This is a genomic window from Collinsella sp. AF38-3AC (assembly GCF_003474365.1).
Classification (GTDB): Bacteria; Actinomycetota; Coriobacteriia; order Coriobacteriales; family Coriobacteriaceae; genus Collinsella.
Genome location: NZ_QROM01000014.1, coordinates 35151 through 52527 on the forward strand (window position 1 = coordinate 35151; position 17377 = coordinate 52527).

The following is a 17377-nucleotide window of genomic DNA, read 5'->3' on the forward strand; positions in this document are numbered from 1 at the left end:
CCATGCCTCCCAATCCGTTTAAAAACCGGCGGGGCCGGTATATCGCGTATTCCAGGTTTTCAGGGCGGCAATACAGGCGTTGTATTCATCCTCGCCCTCGATAATCGATTTGCGCTGGGGACCGTCTATCTCGGCGGTGCAACCTCGACATTTGCAGGTGGCAGATGAAAAGTAGAGCGTAGTTACGCCCTCGACATACGAGGTGGCTCCCTGTCCGTAGGGATAGATAGTCACCTGCCTGCTACCGCAGAACGGACAGGCTTTAGCATCGTCAACATCCATATAGGAAGTGTTCTGGCATCCGATGAAGTCCGTCCGCTTCAGCTTGTACTTACGCTTCGACATCGTTTGGACCCTCGGGAGTCTCGGATGTTTTAGAACTGGGGCGGCGGGTATCCCATGCCCGCTGCAACTGTTCCAGGGAGTCGTAGCCGCCCATCTCGATCGGACATTTGGCGGCGACGGCCCGCTCGAAATCGGTATGCTCGATTTCCCAGCACGGAGCCCCGTCCATCCATGGAGCCCAACGGGGCGCCACCGTGCCGCCGCAGAAGGGGCAAGTCTTGAGCTTTATGGCGTTTCGGCGCTCGCGAAGCTCCTCGGGCTCCATGCGGGGAAAGGGATCGATCGGGTTTGAATTCGGTTCCATTCGGATACTGCTTTCTATAGGGGGAATGGCTATCAACTTGCGTCCCAACGTATGCCGTCCCAGTGGGTGGAGCGGCGCGGCGGGGTCGGCTGCGTGCGATTAGATGCTGAAAACGGCTCCGCAGCCCAGGCAGTACGCGGCGAAGCGGGTGTGATATGGGATGCCGGTACCGCAATTCGAGCAGGAGGAATGTCCGTTTTTCGACTCGATGGTCGCCGTCGGGCGGGCGATATACGCTGCAAGCAGTTCGTAGCAGCTGCGCTGGCTCATTGGGTCGAAATCGTCGTCGCAGGTCTCCTGCAGGATGTCCTCAAGGGGACGAGGCGCGGAACTCGATTCGGATTCCTCTTTGAGGACCTCTGCGAGTTCAAATCGGTCGCTATCGGAAATATCGACAGCAGTCAGCTGACTCATATCGGATCACCAATCTTTTTTATAGGGTTAGGGAAATTCGCCGGTATGCCCGCCGCGGGGGACTCTATGGCGTGTCGAAGACCATTGTCTGTAGGGAGGGTGAAAAGGGGGTGTGGGGAGTAATGGAATTCAACAGAGTCCGCCGCGCCGAGCATGCCGGCAGCTATATGGCGAGGGGGCTGCGGCGCCGTCTTCAACTCAGGCACGTGTCACATAAGGAAGGAAAGGAGTCAACAAAGGGGGTGTCGGGAAAGCGTGAACCCCGACCCGTGAAATAGAATCGATCAAATACGAGGGAGACGACGCCGCAGCCCCTTCGCCAGCCAAGGACAAAGGAGCAGGGCCATGGCGGCGGCATAGCCTGATATGACCGCCGCGAAATAAAGAAATGTCGCAAGCAGAGACATGTCTTAGTCCTTGAATCCAGGGAGGTGAGCGATGATGTAATCGCGTTGGCGGCGGCCGAGACCCTTGACTCGGCGATTCGGAGCGATGCCGGCTTGAGCCATGAGCTGGGTGGCCTTCGTCTTGCCGACACCGGGAACGGCGATCAGCAGGCGAACCACAGGAATGCGCCAGTATTTGGGGTCAGCAGAAGCCTGCTCGAAGGTGACGGAACCCTGGCGAACCAAATCGAGCAAGGCCTTGCGCTCCTTTCGGACGGCTGTAGCCTTCTCAAGGTTCGCGCGGCGCTGTTCATCGGTCAGAGCGGGCAGCTTGTTTGCAGAATCGGACATAGGGTCACTCGCTTTCGAATAAATCTTGGTATTGCTCGGGCGTCAACTCGCAGATGAACGCCTTAATTTCAGCGCGGTTCTTGCGAGAGACGGTGATAAAGGCATAACAGGGAGTCTCGGGGTCATCGGGATTGGGGGCGGTCGCTACCGCGAGTAGCTGACCTGCGTGCCGCAGGGTTTTGGCGATTGTCTTCATCCCCTTCGGAATGAGAGCGTCTTTGGGCTCCAAGACCCGCTCGACCTGCCAATCCCGAAGCGAGGTTCCGGTAATATCCTCAATCTCGTCCATTTAAATCCCTTCCCTATCGAGTTCATCGAGTGCTTGGATGACGATATCGGTCGCTATCGCCCAAAGATCGCGCATGCGGATGTGGTGGGTGACGGCTGCGACCTTCATGCGGTCTACTGCCTTGGAATCAATCTTGAAGGAGACTTGCGTCTGGCGCGGGAAATCTGCCGCCGCATACTCCTTGGAGTAGGCCGCTTTAATCGCAGCCGCCATCCCCTTCACGCATTCATCGCCAAAGGGATAGGGGCCTGCCTGCCTGGCAGTCTCCGCGGGGCGTGCGGACGCACGTCCAGAATGGCGGTTCAGCATGGCTCGTTTCGCGTCAGCCGTGAGGTCCATGCGATTCTTCGATGGTGCGGCCATGGCTACTCGCCGCCCAGATACTCGTCCACAAACTTGCGGAACTCGGCCACGGCGGCATCGTTGGGGCGGAAGCCGAACAGCGGCTCCTTGTTGTTCGCCGCGTCCTCAATCGCCTTGTGCTTCATCGGACGCGCCGCGTAGAGCTTCGTGTGGCCAAGCTCGGCGATCGCGGGAAGCTGCTCGTCGGCGGCGCGGGATGCAACCTCGTCCTTGCTGTACTTGTTGAGCAGGATGCCGTCGATATTGAGGTCGGGGTTGAACGCATAGTCGGCTTTGATGGACTCGACGAGGTCGTAGACGTTGCCGAAACCGTTAATCGAGAACATCGACGGCTCGGTTACGATAACCACGTCATCTGCCGCGACGAGGGCGTTCAAGGTGGAAAGACCGAGGGACGGGGGGCAATCAATAACGATGTAGTCGTAGACGTCCATCGCAGGTTCCAAGGCTCGCTTCAGGCGAAACTCGCGGCCGAGGCCTTGAGAGAGGACCGAATCGAGGTCCTTCATCGCGATATCGCCGGCAATAATGTCGCACCCGTCCATGAACTGGACGCAATCAGAGAGGGATGTCTTGGGCTTCTCGAGCAGATTGAAGACCGTGGGGACGGCAGGAGCGGTCTCGGCCTTCATCCAAGTCGTGATGTTCGCCTGGGCATCCATATCGATCAGGAGAACGTTGAACCCGCGCTCGGCCATGCCCTCGCAGAGAGCCTTGCTTGCGGTGGTCTTCCCAACCCCGCCCTTGTTGTTGATTACTGCAATCGTCCTTGCGACCTGCGCCACGCCATCGGCACCCATCATCGGACTCCCTTCGGATTCGTGCGACCCCGAACGGAATTACGAACATAGATAGCCTAGGTGATGGGCAGCACGCCGCCCGTCACCTTACGATATTTATAGATGTCGCGTAGTCATCTTCCTGTCCGTCATCCAGCGCTTGGGGAACGCTTTTGACTTAACTATATGATAACAGCCTATCGGCATAATGCAAGCAATATCTGAGAATTATCGGCGTGTCGTTAGTATTTGCGTGGGATGGGTCACATCGGCAAAGAAAAGCCCCCGCAACCGTTGTGGCGCGGGGGATAAATGATGCGGGCACTATAAGCGATACGGGTGCGCCCGTGAAGTTAGAAGAATATGAGCCAGACCGTACCCAAGAGCAAGGAAATATATCCTGCGGTCGTCACAAGGAGATCTAAAAAGGCAAGGACGGTCAGCGTGATGATCTGTGCGGTACCGCAGAGAGCCAAGCTCGTAGCGAAACCAAACAAGGGATAGATTGCACAGACTAGGCAGATTGATTCAAGACCTGCCGTCAACAGGGGGTTCACCCCCGTCAGCTCATCGCGATGCAGCAACCCCATCAGGACGGCAACGATGGCGAGTGCCAGCCAAATCAGAAAGACGCCCGCTTTGATGCCCCTGGTGTCCACTATCCATGACAGGGGCATCGCGCAGCCAAGGAAGTCGAGCAGCAAGGCCGAGACGACCAGCAAGATGGCCATCAGTCAACTGGGCTTTCTGCAGGGTCGGTATCGGTATCGGAGCTCGAGATCAGGCCGTTCAGCAGGGACGGCAGGTCGATTCCCGTGCTGTCCTTCAGGCCAGATGCGACCTGGTCGACAATCGCGGCGGTCTCCTTTACGAGTTTCTGGGCGTTGCCCGATCCGTACATCTTGATGGAGTCGACTGCGGTAAGGGGCTTCGCGACCTGCTCGGCAACCTGGGGCATGATATCGATGTAGCGGTTCGCGAGGAGGTAGGGGTTCTCCATACCGTTGTAGGCGAGCGCCTGGGCCTTCACGCCGGCGGCGATGCCCTCTCCCCTGCTCTTCTCGGATGCCCCATCAGCCTCACCCTTCAGGCGCGTGGCCTCGGCCTCGGCGATAGCCTTCGCCTTGATGCCCTCGGCATCCTTCTGGGCGGAATACAGCTCGGCATCAGAGGCGTTCTGGCGCTCGATGCGGGCGGCTTCGGCCTGCTTCGTGCGCTTGTAGAGGTCGGCTTCCGCCGCCTGCTCTGCGGCGTAGCGGTCGGCCTCGGCCTGCTTCTTCACGGTCGCGTTCAGTTCGCGCTCCCTCACGTCCGCCTGGCGCTCGGCGAGCTCGACCTTCTTGGTCTCCGCGGCGATCTCGGCCTCCTGCTGGGCGATATAGAGCTCGCGCTGCTTCTCGGCCGTCACGGTGGCCTTCACCATATCGGCCTCGGCCTTCGCCTTGTCGGCCTGCTTCTTGAGATCGGCCTGCTTCAAGTCGAGCTGGTTCTGGCGGATGGCGACCTCCTCGGCCGCCTTGATCTGCGCCAGTTCGGCTTCCTTTTTAATCTCGGCCGCTTGATCGGCACCCATGGAGCGGATGATGCCCTGGGAGTCGGAGAAGTCCTGAACGTTGAAGGTGCGCAGCTCGAGGCCGAGGTTGGCGAGGTCGTCCTTGGAGCCGTCGAAGACCTTGGCGTTGAAGCTCTCGCGGTCGCGCATGAGCTCCTTCAAGTCCATCTGACCGATGACCTCTCGCATCTTACCCAGCATCACTTCGGTGACCTGGCGCGTCATTTCCACTTTGTCCATATTCAGGTAGTTTTTGGAAGCAGTCTCGATCAACTCGGGGGTTTGACCGATCTGGAAGTTGGCGACCGCGCAGGCGTGGATGAGGATTGCATCCTGAGTGGGGATCTCATTTTCGGTGGTCAGCTGCACCTGTACGGCACCGAGGGAGAGGGTGTCGACACGCTGGAGGAGCGGAATAACGAAGGTACCCTTACCGGAGACGCTGCGCATCTGCCCGAATCCAGATACGATCATCAGTTTGTCCGGTGGGCATTTGCGCCAGCAGCTCTCGAACACCATCGCCACGACCAGGATACCGACGATGATGGGGAGTAGGTTGAAGATTACAGATTCGAAGAGCATGCAGCTTCCTTTCTTTAAGGGCGGCTCTGACAGGGGCCGCCCAGTTATAAACAGTTGTATGTCAGGGGATTACGCCAAGAACTCAATCAGGCGTACGAGCATCACGACGAGCGTGGCGATGCAGGCAAGGACGCAGAGCGCGAGCGAGAAGGTCCATACACCGTGCAGGATCTCGACCTGCTCGGAGCGGCTCAGGCTATTGAACCCGCCGCCGTACCTCGTCCAAATGTCGCGAAGTTTCTCGATAACGTGCATCTGTCACTCCTGTGAAGCTAGAAGGTGTTCGGACTCAGAGTGCATCACGATTATTCGCCTCCCGCGCTCATGTTCGTGAGCAACTGGTGGGTCCAAAACCACTGCCAGTAGGCATTGTTCTGGCGTTCAGCCGCCTGGGATTTGGCAGAATCTGCCTGCGCGTTGTCGGCTTGCTCTTGAGCCTCATCGGTTTTGACGGAATCGGAATCGGTCGGCACGATCGGGAAATCGGCTCCGACCTTGGCGGCGTTGTAATCGACAAGGGAGACTTCATGGTCTGCCTCGTATCTCCCGTTTCGGACGGTCACGTAGTAGCTTTTGGCTGAACCCGATGAGTCGATGTATTTGCCCTGGATGCTCCCCGCCTGCGTGCGCTCGAGCTGGAACGAATTGTATTCGCTGTCGCCAAAGTCCCAAATCGCAAAGAGGAGTAAACCCACTCCTATTAGAATCGTGAAATAAATAATGCCTTCGATTGCCGTCTGCACGCGGACAGAGCATTTAAAATCCATTAACCCTTGCCCCCCTTAGAACGGGATATCGTCATCGAAGTCATCGACGACGGGAGGCATCGGGGCTTGCGGGGCAGGTGCCTGCTCGGGCTGGGTTGCGGACTGTCGAGTTGCCAAGAACTCAATGTTAGCGACAATCAAATCGAGTTTGGAATGTCGCTGGCCATCCTTGTCCCATGTCGAGTAACGGAGCTCGCCTGCGATTGCGACTTTCTGGCCCTTCGCGAGATAGCGCGACAGGGCCTCGGCACGCTTGCCGAAAATGGTGCAGTCGATGAAATTTCCACGCTCATCCCACTCGCCGGTCTGCTTGTTGCGCACCGTGGTGTTGAACGCCAGTGTGAACGACAGGAGCTGCGTGCCGCCTGCTGTCATGCGCAGCTCGGGCGGTCGCGTCAGGCGACCGGTCAGGGAAACGTTGTTGATATCGGACATGTCGGTTCCTCTCTCGAAACGCTAATCGATAAGGTCGGCGATGAAGTTCGCACGCTTCGCGCGGGTCGCATGGCTTTGCGGACGGGTGTGGGATGTCTCGATTCGGCGCACCGCGGTGGAGATCTGGTCAGAGATGCAGGCGCCGCTCGAGATATCGGCGTAGCGGACGCTTACGACGAGGCCTCGCTTGTTGCCGCTCACGCGGCGGCCGATGAAAAATGCGGGGTACGCCTGTGTTATCTGCATGCGTATGGTCTCCAAGCCGCGAGCCTTGAACGGACACGGCATCGCGACGTCCACAATCTCGCCGAGAAACGACTGGACCGCCTCGTGGACGAATGTGCCGTCATCGTGCGGCTCGTCCTCGAAGTAGAACATTCGGCTTCCTATTGGTTTCTCGTTTCGCAAAAGGGTGGCGGCGGATTTGGCTCCGCCTCCTGCATTCAGGGTTTTCATGTCGTCATCCTATCTGTCCGGCAGGTCGTTTGGGGAGCGGCCTGACGGCTAGGATAGTAGCATAGTTAACGGTGCGCCGTTATATATTTCCTGTGTTATCGGTGGACGGTAAGCAATTGCGGACATTTGGGGGCGTTTTCGGACATTTTTGGGCGGTTTTAGGACATTGTCCGGGAATGTCCGGAAATGACCGAAATGGGTGCAATGGGTGTGGATGGGGATGAGAATAATAACAAGGTGCAGTACTGCGGAAGTGCTATTAAGGGCACTTCCGGGTGCTATGCAAGATGCGGGAGACGTGACGTTCGTTACCGACGGCCTTCGCTTTTAGGGCTGTTTTGTGCCTTGCGGTGGAGACGGACAGGACGGCGTTGAAGCTCGCGATGGACGACGCGATGACCTCCGGCGGCAGCTTCCCCGAGCTCACGGATGCGTAAAGTGACTTGAGGTGCCTGCGGTAGCGGATTAGGGTGGTTTGGGCGAGACGGCGGCGAGATTTGCCATTAGCGCAAGAGAATCGGATTTTGAGAAACGTCAGCTCCTGATTCAGGCGGGAAGAGAAGCAGGCCTTTGCATTCGGCTGAAGCCCAAAAGATTCTAGGCTTGCGAGGAAGAGATGACGAATAGACGGCAGGTCTTCCCTTGAACAGAAAATGTAGCCGTCATCCATATAGCGTCCAGCGCCGCCTTGCCCGAGACGCTCATGAAAGGCGTGGTCCATCCTGTTCAGGTAGGCAATCGCCGCAAGCTGATTTACTTGGTTGCCCAATGTCAGATAAGTCGATTCGCAGCTATAGAGAACAGCGATATCCAGGAGCCGAGACATAGAATCCGATTCGGGAAGCCCGCTATATGGTCGCAGGATAATTCGAGTTAGAACGGCATGCGCCCGAGCCGAGGGGATGCTGCCGAAGTAATTCTTGACATCGTATTGGAAAACCCGAGCGTCTGCCCCGTATCTTTGGCCTGCCAAAAGCATGTCCCGCTCGAAGCGGCTGCGAGCGAAGGAGGTCCCCTTGCCCTTCAAGCTCGCCGAGTTCGTATAGACGAGGCTGCGCGACACCATCGGGACGATAAAGCGGTCGCATAGGCAACGCTGGACGACGCGATCTTTGTAGCGCGGTCCCACGATGTGCCTGATCTTGCCACGCTCGCAAAGGGTGAAGCGGACTGGGGGCTGGCGGCGATACTTACCCACAAGCAGGCTCTCGCGCAGGCGGATACAGTTGACCGCACGATACCTATCGAACTTCATAGCAGCCGATTTCCATAGGGTGCCCTTTGCGCATACTCGAGCCGCCTTATATAGGTTTCCGAAAGAGAAAACGTCTTCAGGTGTTTTCGGTACCGTCGCAAGCGATTCGCGGCTCAGCTCTCGGCGGCGCTTTTCTCGGCGTTCGCGCCGCCTTGCCCGTTGGGAGCGGTTCAAGGGGCTCCCTCCTTTCATAAATCAACAATAAGCCCCGGCTGCACCCCTATTCAAGGTGCCGATTCCGATGTGCCTGAAAACCGCCGGAGCAATCCAGATGCCGTCTCTTTCGAGAGGCAAGTCCGCCCATCTTGCATCACCGAGGCCTGTATTCGCAGCGCCGAATGGGGCGCCGACCGGTGGACATCCCCTTTTCTCCTTTACCATTCCGCTTTCACGAGGTTCGCTACTCAGACCAAATGGAGAAAATCGGGGAACACGTAGTTGGTGTTCGTCGCGTTGTTGTTGTTATAGTCGCCGTTGCTATTGACATTGCGGAAGTTCGTGGAGTTGCCCGGATTCACGGAGCGAGTCCAGTGATTGTTACTCGACGAAGCTAAAACGGATGCCCACCATCTGAGCTTCACTGCAATGAAGCCCAGATGGAGAGCAGCCCTACTCGACGAGAGAAACCTCGGGAGAAACCGACCTTGCAGCCAATTTGGAATCAAGTGATTTAAGGCGCATACGCTCTGCCTTTATAGCTCCCTTCGTCACCTTCATGGCGGTAGAAACGGTACCTGCGAGCGCCTCGAGCCGGCTCATCTTCACGAAGGGCTTGGAAACTCCCACTTCTACTCCCCCAGCGTCTAGCTCGGTATAGATAACTTGGGGCATATCGTCCAGCCACGCATCAATGAACATGCCGATGAGACAAAGCCGCCCGTAGGCATCGTTCAGGAGGGCAAGCCTTTGCGCACTCTCTTCGACCGTCATAACGTAGATGCCATCCGCCTCGGCGGTTGCCTGCATGAGTTCGTAGCCTGCACGGCAGATGTACTGCGTCTCGGTAAGGGCACGTGACTTCGGAAGTTTCTTGGCTATCGAGATGAGCTCACGCCAAACGATGCGTGCCTGTCGGAGGTATTCAGTCGAAACCGATTCGGTCTGTCTGCTCTTGGGAACCATGGAGCCTCCAGCTGTGAAGGAACCCCTCCGGCGAATGCCAGAGGGGTTCAGGGGCGTAGATTAGAAGGAGAAAGCGGGGAACACGTAGCTGGCGTACGTCGCGTCGCTGTAGTAATAGTCGCCGTTGCTATAGACACTGCGGAAGTACGCGGAGTTGCCCGGACTCACGGAGCGAGCCCAGTGATTGCTACTCGACGAAGCTCCGGAGTAGCTCGACGTCGTCACGCCCTTAGACTTGTAGTACTCGTACTGGGCGCCATCAGACTGGAGATTACCGTAGACTTCGGTCGTAGAGAGCAGGAAGACCTTGTCGGTCGTAGCCGAGGGCGTGCCGGCGGTGCCGCCGCCCTTGTTGTCGGTCATCTTCTTGACGGACTTCACCTTGGACTGGAGCTCACTGGGCAGGAGCGACCAGAGGTCACCGCTGTTGAGACGGCCGCGGAGCTCCGACTGCTCCCAGCCGCCGGCGTTGGTCTGGGTGGCGTTCATTCTCTGGGCGCCCAAGACAGCGTTGGTCGCCTCGAACGTCAAACCCGCCTTGCCAGAACCGTCGGCGAGATCGTCGTGGTTGATACCGACGATACGGTATTCGAGCGTCTTGCCATTGGTCAGTTTGGCGGAGAACTTGGTACCGGCCTCCATGGCAGCCTTCGCCTTGGCGTAGACGACCGAGGATGTGCCGTTCTTGGCGATGTCGGTGGCCGCGGCCTTCTGCTCGCCGAGCGACCAGTCCTTCGCGTCCTTATTCACGACGGTCTTCATCGCCTCGCGGTAGGCCTTCTCCTCCGCGCTCATGAAATTGCCACCGTCGGCGCCGGAATCGACCGTGTTCGTGACTTGGTTGAACTGATTGCGGATGGCACCGGCAACGCCGGGGCCGGCGAACACAATCACCAAGCCAATGACGGCGATGATCAGGACGTACTCGATGATAGATTGGCCTCGAAGGCGGGCACTCCTAGGAGATACCCCCCCGTGGCGAAAATGCCGCTGCATGCATACGCGGCTCCCTTCGCTCAGGGTTTGTAGATACGAGCCAAGGGTAGGTGTGGCGCGAGGTTTTGCGCGGGTCTTGCCGCTGCGGCAATGTTTTAGGGGCGGGAAAGCCCACGCGGGGTCGCGCGGGCTTTGTTGTTGAGGTTAGAAGCAGAAAGCAGGGTATAGGTATACGCCACCGTAAGTGCCACCATTGAATCCGTTTCGACCAAAACCGTATGATCCCTTGTAGTATTCGAATAAGCCGTATTTACTGTAAGCACTCAAGGAACGAGTCCATCTTTCTAACGAGTCATCAACTCCGACGGTTCCATTCCTTTCTTTATAGAACTCATATTGCCATCCGTCCCTATGCCCGTCATCGGCAATCTCAGTGGAGGACAGGATGAAAACTTTGTCAGTTGTCGTGGTAAGCGCAGCATTAGCATCCGTGCCATCGACGCAGTTGGTTATCTTCTTAACCGTTCTAATGTTGGACTGGAATTCAGCCGGCATGAGTTTCCAGATTTCGCCGGAGTTCAATTTGGCGCGACCCTCGCATTTCTCCCAGCCGCCTGAAGCTCTGTCCTTAACAAGCCGATCCACATCTCGCGTGATAGCGCGGGTCGATTCAAAAGTCAGACCCGCCTTGCCAGAGCCGTCGCCCAAGTCATCGTGGTTGATTCCGATAATGCGATAGGTCATCGTCTTGCCGTTCGTGAGCTTGATTGACCACTTCGTACCCGCATCCATGGCGGCCTTGGCTTTGGCGTAAACGACCGAAGACGTTCCGTTCTTGGCGATGTCGGTGGCTGCGGCCTTCTGCTCATCGAGCGTCCAGTCCTTGGCATCCTTCTGGGCTACGGTCTTCATCGCCTCGCGGTAGGCCTTTTCCTCGGCCGAGATGAAGTTATCGCCGTCGGTGCCGGAGTCGACCGTGTTGGCCACCTGGTTTAACTGGTTCCGGATGGCACCGGAGACCTGCGGCCCCGCGAATACCACTAGGCCGATGACGGCGATGATCAGGACGTACTCGATAAGTCCTTGCCCACGGAGGCGGGTATTTCTAGGAGATACCCCCCCCCCCGAAGGTTCTGCGCCGCTGCGTGCATTTGCGACACTCCCTTCGTATGGGGATTGATATTGCATGCGGGAGAGTACGATGCAACGCGGGAGACGCGACTTGTCTTGCCGCTGCGGCACAACTTCTATTGCCAGGCTTTGGGAAGGATTACGCCGAGCGCTCTCTTGTTGAATTCGTCGTGCTGTGTATTCGCGCTGACAATCCAGCCGGAACAGTCAAGTTCGAGTGAATCGCAGTGTGAGAAAGCACCTTCAGCATTCTTCAACGATTTCATATCCCATTTCTCGGCACCTGGAATAACTTTTAGAGATTTGCAATGGTCAAAAGCCAGCGAAATCGCCCGACAGCGACTCATGTCCAAATCACTTGTATCGAAGTCCTTTAAGCTCACGCAAAAATAGACGAAATCTCTAAAGTCAATCGGCCGAAAGTTTTTAGGTGACTTTAGCGTGGCCAGCATTGGACAGCGGAGAAAAGCACACCACGCAGTGTCCACCTTTGCGCAATCAAGACTGCTCAAATCAGCAGTCGTCAACCCGGGCATCCTCATAAACCAACCGCTAATGGATGAAGGAGTAATGCCTTCGTCAATAACAACGACAGTTTTGATATCCACGCGGTGGGACCACCATGGCACCGATTCACAAGTCCAATCACGAGCCATGGTGTCATTTGTTGCGCACACCTTGTATCGCGCAGCCTCGAACCCCGTATATACCTCAGTCACCCTGCGGTCGTTGAACATGTCGCCGACCTGCGGGACCCCGCGGCGCTTGTAGAACATGAGGCTGTGATCGTCCTCGGAGTAGACGGCGAAGGCGGTGCCGTTCTGCGGGTCCGGGATATCGACGGCGTCCTTGAACGCGTTCCCGCCCGTACCCTCGTCAAGTGTCTCGGTCACGGCGTCGAACTGATTCCTGATTGCCGATGCAATCCACGGTCCTGCGAACACGACCACCAGACCGATAATCGCGACAATCAGGACGTACTCGGCTGTCGACTGCCCCTTCAGGCGGCGGGTATTCCTAGGAGATACCCCCCCCCCGAAAGGAATTTCCGCTACATGCATATGCGGCTCCTCTCGCTATGGGGAATGAAATAATGTCATCTAATAGGTGCGACCATGTAGAAGCGGGGCGGCTCCTCCGAGGTGAACTGCGGTATCGAAGCATCTGGTCACTTGGATGCGGTCACGCACGACATCTCGGTAGTCGGGAGGGATAACAGTCGATCCTGATTGCAAGGAAGACGCAGCCACAATCTCGATTGCATCGAGATTTTTGGGGACGGTACCGGCGGCGACTTCGAGGCATCCCTGCGTACGCTTCGGGCCGAAAGACAATTGCCAAGGCTTGACGTCCCTCGCGACCGATAGGACGGGTACACGACCATCGACCCTCGCCGCCCCGTACCAAATGACATCGAGTGGAACCTTCATAAAGAACATGTGGATCGAGGAACACTTGCGGAACAGCGCCGCATCGCCGATCGGGATATCGGGCCGGCCCATCAGTCCCATGAAACGTTTCCAAAAGGTGTCCATCACCTCGAGTTTATAGGAGCCGATGTTCTTTCCAGTTGCGTCGAACAGACGAGCCTCGCTATCTGCCATGTCCTGTCCTTTCAAGCCAAAGTCTTTGATGGTTTGAAGATAGGGGTCATGGCGGACAGCAAGGATGATTTGCCGCAGCGGCAACGATATAGGAGTGCGAAAGGCGCTCTGAGAGCCGCTGTGTGACCCCAATTTTCCTCCACCCGATTACCTGTGCTACGAAACTCAAACCGTTCGTTCTGTTACCAAAAGAAAGGCCCGCGCAGGGTAGCGCGGGCCTTTTTCCATATGTCGGCTTATAGGACAAAATGTCTAGAAGCACCAGGCGGGGCAGACGCAACAGCAACTCGTCGCGGCCTCGGCGAGCGACATATCGCCGTCGAGGTAGACCTCGAGGAAGCCCTCAGAGACGTTCGGAGCCACCGAACGCTGCCACCATTCGATGTCATTAGCCAAGCTAGCGTCGGCCGAAAAGTTCTCCGTCACCTTGCCCTTGAAGGCCTCGTACTGGGTGCCCTCGGAGGAGGTCCAGGGGTCACTATCCGCCCAATACGACGTCGGCACGATCTCGGAGTAGCTTAGCAGGAACAGCTTGTCGGAGGTCGCCGTCACTGCGGCATTTTCGTCCATTCCGCCGACGTTGTTCGTGAGCTTCCTGACCGATTTCACCTTGGACTGGAAATCGGACGGCATGAGGTTCCAGATTTCGCCGGAGTTCATCTTCGCACGGAGCTCAGAGGTCTCCCAACCGCCGGCATTGGTGTCGGTTGCGTTCATACGCGAACTGATGCCCGACGAAGTAGTGTGGAACGTTAGCCCCGCCTTGCCGCTGCCATCTACCATGTCGTCATGGTTAATACCGATGATGCGGTAGGTCAGCGTGTTCCCGTCCGTGAGCGTTATCGACCACTCGGTACCCGCGTCCATGGCTGCCTTAGCTTTGGCGTAGGCGGGCGAGGCCTCGCCCTTTTTCGCAATATCCTCGGCCACGGCCTTCTGCTCATCGAGCGTCCAATCCCTGGCATCCTTGGCCACCGCCGCATGGACGGCCTCGGATACCGCGCCGGTATCGCCGCCGGATGCTCCGCCTCCCTCGGTGCCTCCGCTAATCCCACTGTTTACCGTGTTTCCGACCAGGTTGAACTGGTTGCGGATGGCGCCCGCCACGCCGGGTCCGGCGAACACGACCACTAGGCCGATGACGGCGATGAGCAGGACGTACTCGATAAGTCCTTGCCCACGGAGGCGGATCGTCTTAGGAGCGCCCCCCCCCCCCGAGGCGAAAATGCCGCTGCATGCATATGCGGCTCCCTTCGCTCAGGGTTTGCAATACGAGCTGAGCGTAGCGCTATTTCAAAAGGCTGCACCGGTCTTGCCGCAGCGGCAATAGTAGGAAGATGATGACTAAAGAAATCAGTTAATGAGGGATGCTATTGAAAATCACTTCGATTGAGTGGGGATGAGGTGTTGTTCGGCCGTAAGGACTTGATGGGTTTGAGGTGTGAAGTGTGAGGGGCGTAGTCCTATCAGGAGTCATCATCGGCGTTGCCGATGCATCTGATGGCGCTGAAGTCACCAGGGTTATGGGCGGGCTCGAAGGCATATTTCTTGCCGCGCCATATGTAGAAGCCATTCTCTTGAATCTCCTTGAGGTCTGCGGGTTTTACACAATGGCCGTCCGCCCTTACCTTGAAGGTTGTTCCGCATCCAGAAATCAGCGTCCACGTGCCGTCCTTCGACCAGTGATTCGATGTGCAGGTAAAGGACTTCTTGTTCTTGGTGAGTTTCAACGCCTGACCGCACTTGGGGCACAGGCCGTACATATCGGCGAAGACCTTCTCCTGCTTCTCGAATGCGTTGTCCAGCACCGCTGCCGCCTCTCGCTTCGTGAGGTGTTCGACATCGATTTCCTCGGCACCATCGCCCAGCATGCGCCTAATCTGTCCGACTTGTGCGCTGGAGGCGGGCTTGTTGCCCCATTTTTTGACAAACTCGGTATCCCATAGGGATTTGTCTTGGGAAGGAATGGGGTAATGATCCAGCCAACGGCGCACCACGCCCTCGGCGATTTCCTCGCTATCGTATTCGCGGGTGCTCTTCAGGGTGCCGATGTAGTCCACCTTGACGCGGTAGAGGATATCTGGGGCGTGCATGCGAACAGACCAGCCCTTGCCGCGGATGACCTTTGAGCCATCCGCGCGGCGTATCCAGGCGATATTCTGGCTGGAAGCGGTGAGGTCGACTTTTCGGACTGAAAGCACCCAGCCCTCGGGCGTGTCCTCGGATGCCGCGATACGGTCGCGCATGCCCGACAAGGGGCCGCGAACGGCCTTCTGCTCATTCTCGTCGAGTTCGCTCGGGTCGATGCCGATCAGGCTCGGAGCCGTGCAGATATCGTTCTTGTCGGAATCGCCCACGCAGTCTATCAGCAGCAGGTCTTTCTTCCTGTATCCCGTGGCAGGGTCCTCGTAGAGGCGCAGGCCGCGCCCCACCATCTGCGTGTAGAGGGTTGAGTTTCGCGTCGGTCGGGCGAGCAAGACCGTCTCAATCAGGGGCATATCGGTTCCTTCGGTGAACACGCCGAAATTGATGAGGACGGGGATCTTGCGGGCGGTGAAGTCCTCGATGATCTGACGTCGCTCGTCCATCGGGGTCTTGCCGTCGACAACCACCGCGCCCTCGATGAGCTCGGCAAGCGCATGGGCGTGCTGCACCGATGAGGCGAAGATGAGGGTCTGCCCGCGATGGAACTGACGGTATGCCTCGGCCACCTGCGCGTTCGATTTCGGACGGTTCACGGCATCGTTCAGGGCGCTCAGCTGGAAGTCTCCCGCCACGCGCTTACGCCCTTGGTGGACCAATCGACCTCGACCTGCATGCAGTCGATATCGCAGAGATAGCCGCGACGGATGCCCCAGAGGAGATCGCGCTGGAAGACGATGTCCTCGAAGACATGGTCCAATCCCCTACCGTCGCCTCGGTTCGGCGTCGCGGTGAAACCGATATGAAGGCGTGGTTGCAGGTAGTCGACGATCTTCTGGTACGTGGGGGCCAAGGCGTGGTGTGCCTCGTCGGTCACGATGAGGTCGAAATCGCCCGGCTTGAAGTTTCGCTGGAGGCGGGTACCGCGCGAAAGGGTCTGGACCGAACCGGAAACGACCGGCTCGCCGTTCGAGTGGCGGCTCGCCTTCTCGATGCCCACGGGACAATCGAAGTATTTGACAGGCTGCGCCACGAGCTCGTCCCTGTGGGACAGAATAAGCATCCGGCCGTGACGGTGGATGTTCGCGAACGTGACGGTCTTGCCCAACCCGGTCGCCATCTGGACCAAATGGGCACCGCCGTCCAAGCTGTCGATTATGTCGATACATTCCGCTTGGTAATCCCTTAATTTCAAACCGCTCGCGGACATGTGGCTCCTATCCCATGGAGGCCTTGCCGCGAATCGTAGTATGGGTAATCAGCGTTTTTGATCCGCGGCAGCTTGGCCATGAAGTCCGGCCCCTTGACCAGGCGGCGATACGGCACTCGGATTTCGGAACCCTAAAGACCCTTTCCCTCCCGAAATCGACCATCAGCAGGAGACGTAGTCTGCTTGAAACCGCCTCGATCGACCCCATCGGGTACTCGGTATCCGAAATGGACTCCGTCATCCTTTGCGCCTTTCGCCAAGTTTTGAGCACTTGCGGACTTTTTCAGGCCCTTAGTGGCCACGTCCTCCGCGCTCGGCGCTCACCGATGCTGATCAGGCGTCGGATTGCGCGGCAGGCAACCGGATAGGTCAAGAATAACCAGTCGGGCGATATTTGTTTGTCGGGGATGATGGCCAGGCGGCAGGCGGATAGCGAGGGATCGCGTTTAGCGATATGTTGGGCGGGCAGATGGAGACAATGCGGGTTACTAGATGCGCAAGCAGGTAGTCCTGGAACAGGTAAATTTTGCGGGGAGTTTGAACGTGTTGTGGAGGCGGTTCGGCGGCGGGGAGTATGGCGCGTAGCTGGGGCGATGGTAATTTGGGGTTGTGGGATTGGGATGAGTTGTGAGAGCTGGAATGCCTTGACGATGGTAGGGATAGCGTGGTGCTGTGGCACAGGTAAGGGAGCAACGCGCAACTAGAGTGGCAGATAAGGCAAAAGGTCGTGAAACAGAGCTGATGTCTTGCGATATGAAGGATGATAACAAGGTGTTTTGCTGCGGGGCGCTTTTTTGGGCGCCCCATTTGTTGGGCTGGGTGGTTGGGAGCAAAAGAAAGCCCGCGCGGGGTGGCGCGGGCTTTTCGCTAGACAGGCTAGAAGACAAACTAGAAGCACCATGCGGGGCAGATGCAAAAAGTGTCTGAAGCGTTTCCATTAACCTGAGGATTGCC

The 17377-nt window shown here is 57.5% G+C and carries 22 protein-coding genes; all 22 read right to left on the reverse strand.

Annotation, left to right across the window (positions count from 1 at the left end):
- Window positions 1–18: 18 nt before the first annotated feature.
- Window positions 19–345, reverse strand: a complete 327-nt coding sequence (locus DW029_RS08340; RefSeq protein ID WP_118345765.1) for a Lar family restriction alleviation protein — start codon at window positions 343–345, stop codon at window positions 19–21.
- Window positions 332–649: a hypothetical protein gene (locus DW029_RS08345; RefSeq protein WP_147351895.1), complete on the reverse strand. Its 318-nt coding sequence runs from the start codon at window positions 647–649 to the stop codon at window positions 332–334. The genes DW029_RS08340 and DW029_RS08345 overlap by 14 nt, the downstream gene beginning before the upstream one ends.
- Window positions 650–748: 99 nt before the next feature.
- Complete coding sequence (locus tag DW029_RS08350) at window positions 749–1063, reverse strand: hypothetical protein (RefSeq protein ID WP_117843581.1); 315 nt, start codon at window positions 1061–1063, stop codon at window positions 749–751.
- Between the two features lie 410 nt (window positions 1064–1473).
- Window positions 1474–1800, reverse strand: a complete 327-nt coding sequence (gene mihF / locus DW029_RS08355) for an integration host factor, actinobacterial type (RefSeq protein ID WP_118345767.1) — start codon at window positions 1798–1800, stop codon at window positions 1474–1476.
- Between the two features lie 4 nt (window positions 1801–1804).
- Window positions 1805–2089 carry a hypothetical protein gene (locus DW029_RS08360; RefSeq protein ID WP_117843582.1) on the reverse strand — a complete coding sequence of 95 codons (285 nt, stop codon included), beginning with the start codon at window positions 2087–2089 and terminating at the stop codon, window positions 1805–1807.
- Window positions 2090–2452 (reverse strand): hypothetical protein, encoded by a 363-nt coding sequence (locus DW029_RS08365; protein ID WP_117843583.1) that lies wholly within the window; start codon window positions 2450–2452, stop codon window positions 2090–2092.
- Window positions 2453–2454: 2 nt separating this feature from the next.
- Window positions 2455–3255: a ParA family protein gene (locus DW029_RS08370; RefSeq protein ID WP_117843584.1), complete on the reverse strand. Its 801-nt coding sequence runs from the start codon at window positions 3253–3255 to the stop codon at window positions 2455–2457.
- Between the two features lie 329 nt (window positions 3256–3584).
- On the reverse strand, window positions 3585–3962 hold the full coding sequence (locus DW029_RS08375; RefSeq protein ID WP_118345768.1) for a hypothetical protein: 378 nt from the start codon (window positions 3960–3962) through the stop codon (window positions 3585–3587).
- Window positions 3962–5365, reverse strand: coding sequence for a flotillin family protein (locus DW029_RS08380; RefSeq protein WP_118345769.1), 1404 nt, complete (start codon window positions 5363–5365; stop codon window positions 3962–3964). Before DW029_RS08380 ends, DW029_RS08375 begins: the two co-directional genes overlap by 1 nt.
- A gap of 69 nt (window positions 5366–5434) precedes the next feature.
- A complete protein-coding gene (locus tag DW029_RS08385; RefSeq protein WP_118345770.1) occupies window positions 5435–5620 on the reverse strand; it encodes a hypothetical protein in 186 nt (61 codons plus the stop codon).
- Window positions 5621–5670: 50 nt separating this feature from the next.
- Window positions 5671–6132 (reverse strand): hypothetical protein, encoded by a 462-nt coding sequence (locus DW029_RS08390; RefSeq protein ID WP_118345771.1) that lies wholly within the window; start codon window positions 6130–6132, stop codon window positions 5671–5673.
- Window positions 6133–6147: 15 nt separating this feature from the next.
- Complete coding sequence (locus tag DW029_RS08395) at window positions 6148–6567, reverse strand: single-stranded DNA-binding protein (RefSeq protein WP_118345772.1); 420 nt, start codon at window positions 6565–6567, stop codon at window positions 6148–6150.
- Between the two features lie 21 nt (window positions 6568–6588).
- Window positions 6589–6945, reverse strand: a complete 357-nt coding sequence (locus DW029_RS08400) for a hypothetical protein (protein ID WP_118345773.1) — start codon at window positions 6943–6945, stop codon at window positions 6589–6591.
- Between the two features lie 337 nt (window positions 6946–7282).
- Window positions 7283–8278 carry a hypothetical protein gene (locus DW029_RS08405; RefSeq protein WP_118345774.1) on the reverse strand — a complete coding sequence of 332 codons (996 nt, stop codon included), beginning with the start codon at window positions 8276–8278 and terminating at the stop codon, window positions 7283–7285.
- Between the two features lie 609 nt (window positions 8279–8887).
- Window positions 8888–9400, reverse strand: a complete 513-nt coding sequence (locus tag DW029_RS08410; RefSeq protein WP_118345775.1) for a hypothetical protein — start codon at window positions 9398–9400, stop codon at window positions 8888–8890.
- Window positions 9401–9460: 60 nt separating this feature from the next.
- Window positions 9461–10396: a DUF6273 domain-containing protein gene (locus DW029_RS08415; protein WP_118345776.1), complete on the reverse strand. Its 936-nt coding sequence runs from the start codon at window positions 10394–10396 to the stop codon at window positions 9461–9463.
- Between the two features lie 144 nt (window positions 10397–10540).
- Window positions 10541–11323 carry a DUF6273 domain-containing protein gene (locus DW029_RS08420; RefSeq protein ID WP_147351896.1) on the reverse strand — a complete coding sequence of 261 codons (783 nt, stop codon included), beginning with the start codon at window positions 11321–11323 and terminating at the stop codon, window positions 10541–10543.
- A gap of 260 nt (window positions 11324–11583) precedes the next feature.
- The gene (locus DW029_RS08425) at window positions 11584–12528 is read right to left on the reverse strand and encodes a Flp family type IVb pilin (protein WP_118345778.1); all 945 of its coding nucleotides are present in this window, start codon (window positions 12526–12528) and stop codon (window positions 11584–11586) included.
- A 39-nt stretch (window positions 12529–12567) separates the two neighbouring features.
- Window positions 12568–13071 carry a DUF192 domain-containing protein gene (locus DW029_RS08430; RefSeq protein WP_147351897.1) on the reverse strand — a complete coding sequence of 168 codons (504 nt, stop codon included), beginning with the start codon at window positions 13069–13071 and terminating at the stop codon, window positions 12568–12570.
- A 252-nt stretch (window positions 13072–13323) separates the two neighbouring features.
- Window positions 13324–14196, reverse strand: coding sequence for a DUF6273 domain-containing protein (locus DW029_RS08435; protein ID WP_147351898.1), 873 nt, complete (start codon window positions 14194–14196; stop codon window positions 13324–13326).
- A gap of 341 nt (window positions 14197–14537) precedes the next feature.
- A complete protein-coding gene (locus DW029_RS08440; RefSeq protein WP_158572647.1) occupies window positions 14538–15848 on the reverse strand; it encodes a helicase-related protein in 1311 nt (436 codons plus the stop codon).
- A complete protein-coding gene (locus tag DW029_RS08445) occupies window positions 15827–16423 on the reverse strand; it encodes a DEAD/DEAH box helicase (protein ID WP_118345782.1) in 597 nt (198 codons plus the stop codon). Before DW029_RS08445 ends, DW029_RS08440 begins: the two co-directional genes overlap by 22 nt.
- Between the last annotated feature and the right edge of the window lie 954 nt (window positions 16424–17377).

Excerpts from the sequence above, each read along its gene's own strand:
- DW029_RS08340 (WP_118345765.1), bottom strand. The coding sequence starts at position 345 with ATGTCGAAGCGTAAGTACAAGCTGAAGCGGACGGACTTCATCGGATGC.
- DW029_RS08345 (WP_147351895.1), bottom strand. The coding sequence starts at position 649 with ATGGAACCGAATTCAAACCCGATCGATCCCTTTCCCCGCATGGAGCCC.
- DW029_RS08350 (WP_117843581.1), bottom strand. The coding sequence starts at position 1,063 with ATGAGTCAGCTGACTGCTGTCGATATTTCCGATAGCGACCGATTTGAA.
- mihF (WP_118345767.1), bottom strand. The coding sequence starts at position 1,800 with ATGTCCGATTCTGCAAACAAGCTGCCCGCTCTGACCGATGAACAGCGC.
- DW029_RS08360 (WP_117843582.1), bottom strand. The coding sequence starts at position 2,089 with ATGGACGAGATTGAGGATATTACCGGAACCTCGCTTCGGGATTGGCAG.
- DW029_RS08365 (WP_117843583.1), bottom strand. The coding sequence starts at position 2,452 with ATGGCCGCACCATCGAAGAATCGCATGGACCTCACGGCTGACGCGAAA.
- DW029_RS08370 (WP_117843584.1), bottom strand. The coding sequence starts at position 3,255 with ATGATGGGTGCCGATGGCGTGGCGCAGGTCGCAAGGACGATTGCAGTA.
- DW029_RS08375 (WP_118345768.1), bottom strand. The coding sequence starts at position 3,962 with ATGGCCATCTTGCTGGTCGTCTCGGCCTTGCTGCTCGACTTCCTTGGC.
- DW029_RS08380 (WP_118345769.1), bottom strand. The coding sequence starts at position 5,365 with ATGCTCTTCGAATCTGTAATCTTCAACCTACTCCCCATCATCGTCGGT.
- DW029_RS08385 (WP_118345770.1), bottom strand. The coding sequence starts at position 5,620 with ATGCACGTTATCGAGAAACTTCGCGACATTTGGACGAGGTACGGCGGC.
- DW029_RS08390 (WP_118345771.1), bottom strand. The coding sequence starts at position 6,132 with ATGGATTTTAAATGCTCTGTCCGCGTGCAGACGGCAATCGAAGGCATT.
- DW029_RS08395 (WP_118345772.1), bottom strand. The coding sequence starts at position 6,567 with ATGTCCGATATCAACAACGTTTCCCTGACCGGTCGCCTGACGCGACCG.
- DW029_RS08400 (WP_118345773.1), bottom strand. The coding sequence starts at position 6,945 with ATGTTCTACTTCGAGGACGAGCCGCACGATGACGGCACATTCGTCCAC.
- DW029_RS08405 (WP_118345774.1), bottom strand. The coding sequence starts at position 8,278 with ATGAAGTTCGATAGGTATCGTGCGGTCAACTGTATCCGCCTGCGCGAG.
- DW029_RS08410 (WP_118345775.1), bottom strand. The coding sequence starts at position 9,400 with ATGGTTCCCAAGAGCAGACAGACCGAATCGGTTTCGACTGAATACCTC.
- DW029_RS08415 (WP_118345776.1), bottom strand. The coding sequence starts at position 10,396 with ATGCAGCGGCATTTTCGCCACGGGGGGGTATCTCCTAGGAGTGCCCGC.
- DW029_RS08425 (WP_118345778.1), bottom strand. The coding sequence starts at position 12,528 with ATGCATGTAGCGGAAATTCCTTTCGGGGGGGGGGTATCTCCTAGGAAT.
- DW029_RS08430 (WP_147351897.1), bottom strand. The coding sequence starts at position 13,071 with ATGGCAGATAGCGAGGCTCGTCTGTTCGACGCAACTGGAAAGAACATC.
- DW029_RS08445 (WP_118345782.1), bottom strand. The coding sequence starts at position 16,423 with ATGTCCGCGAGCGGTTTGAAATTAAGGGATTACCAAGCGGAATGTATC.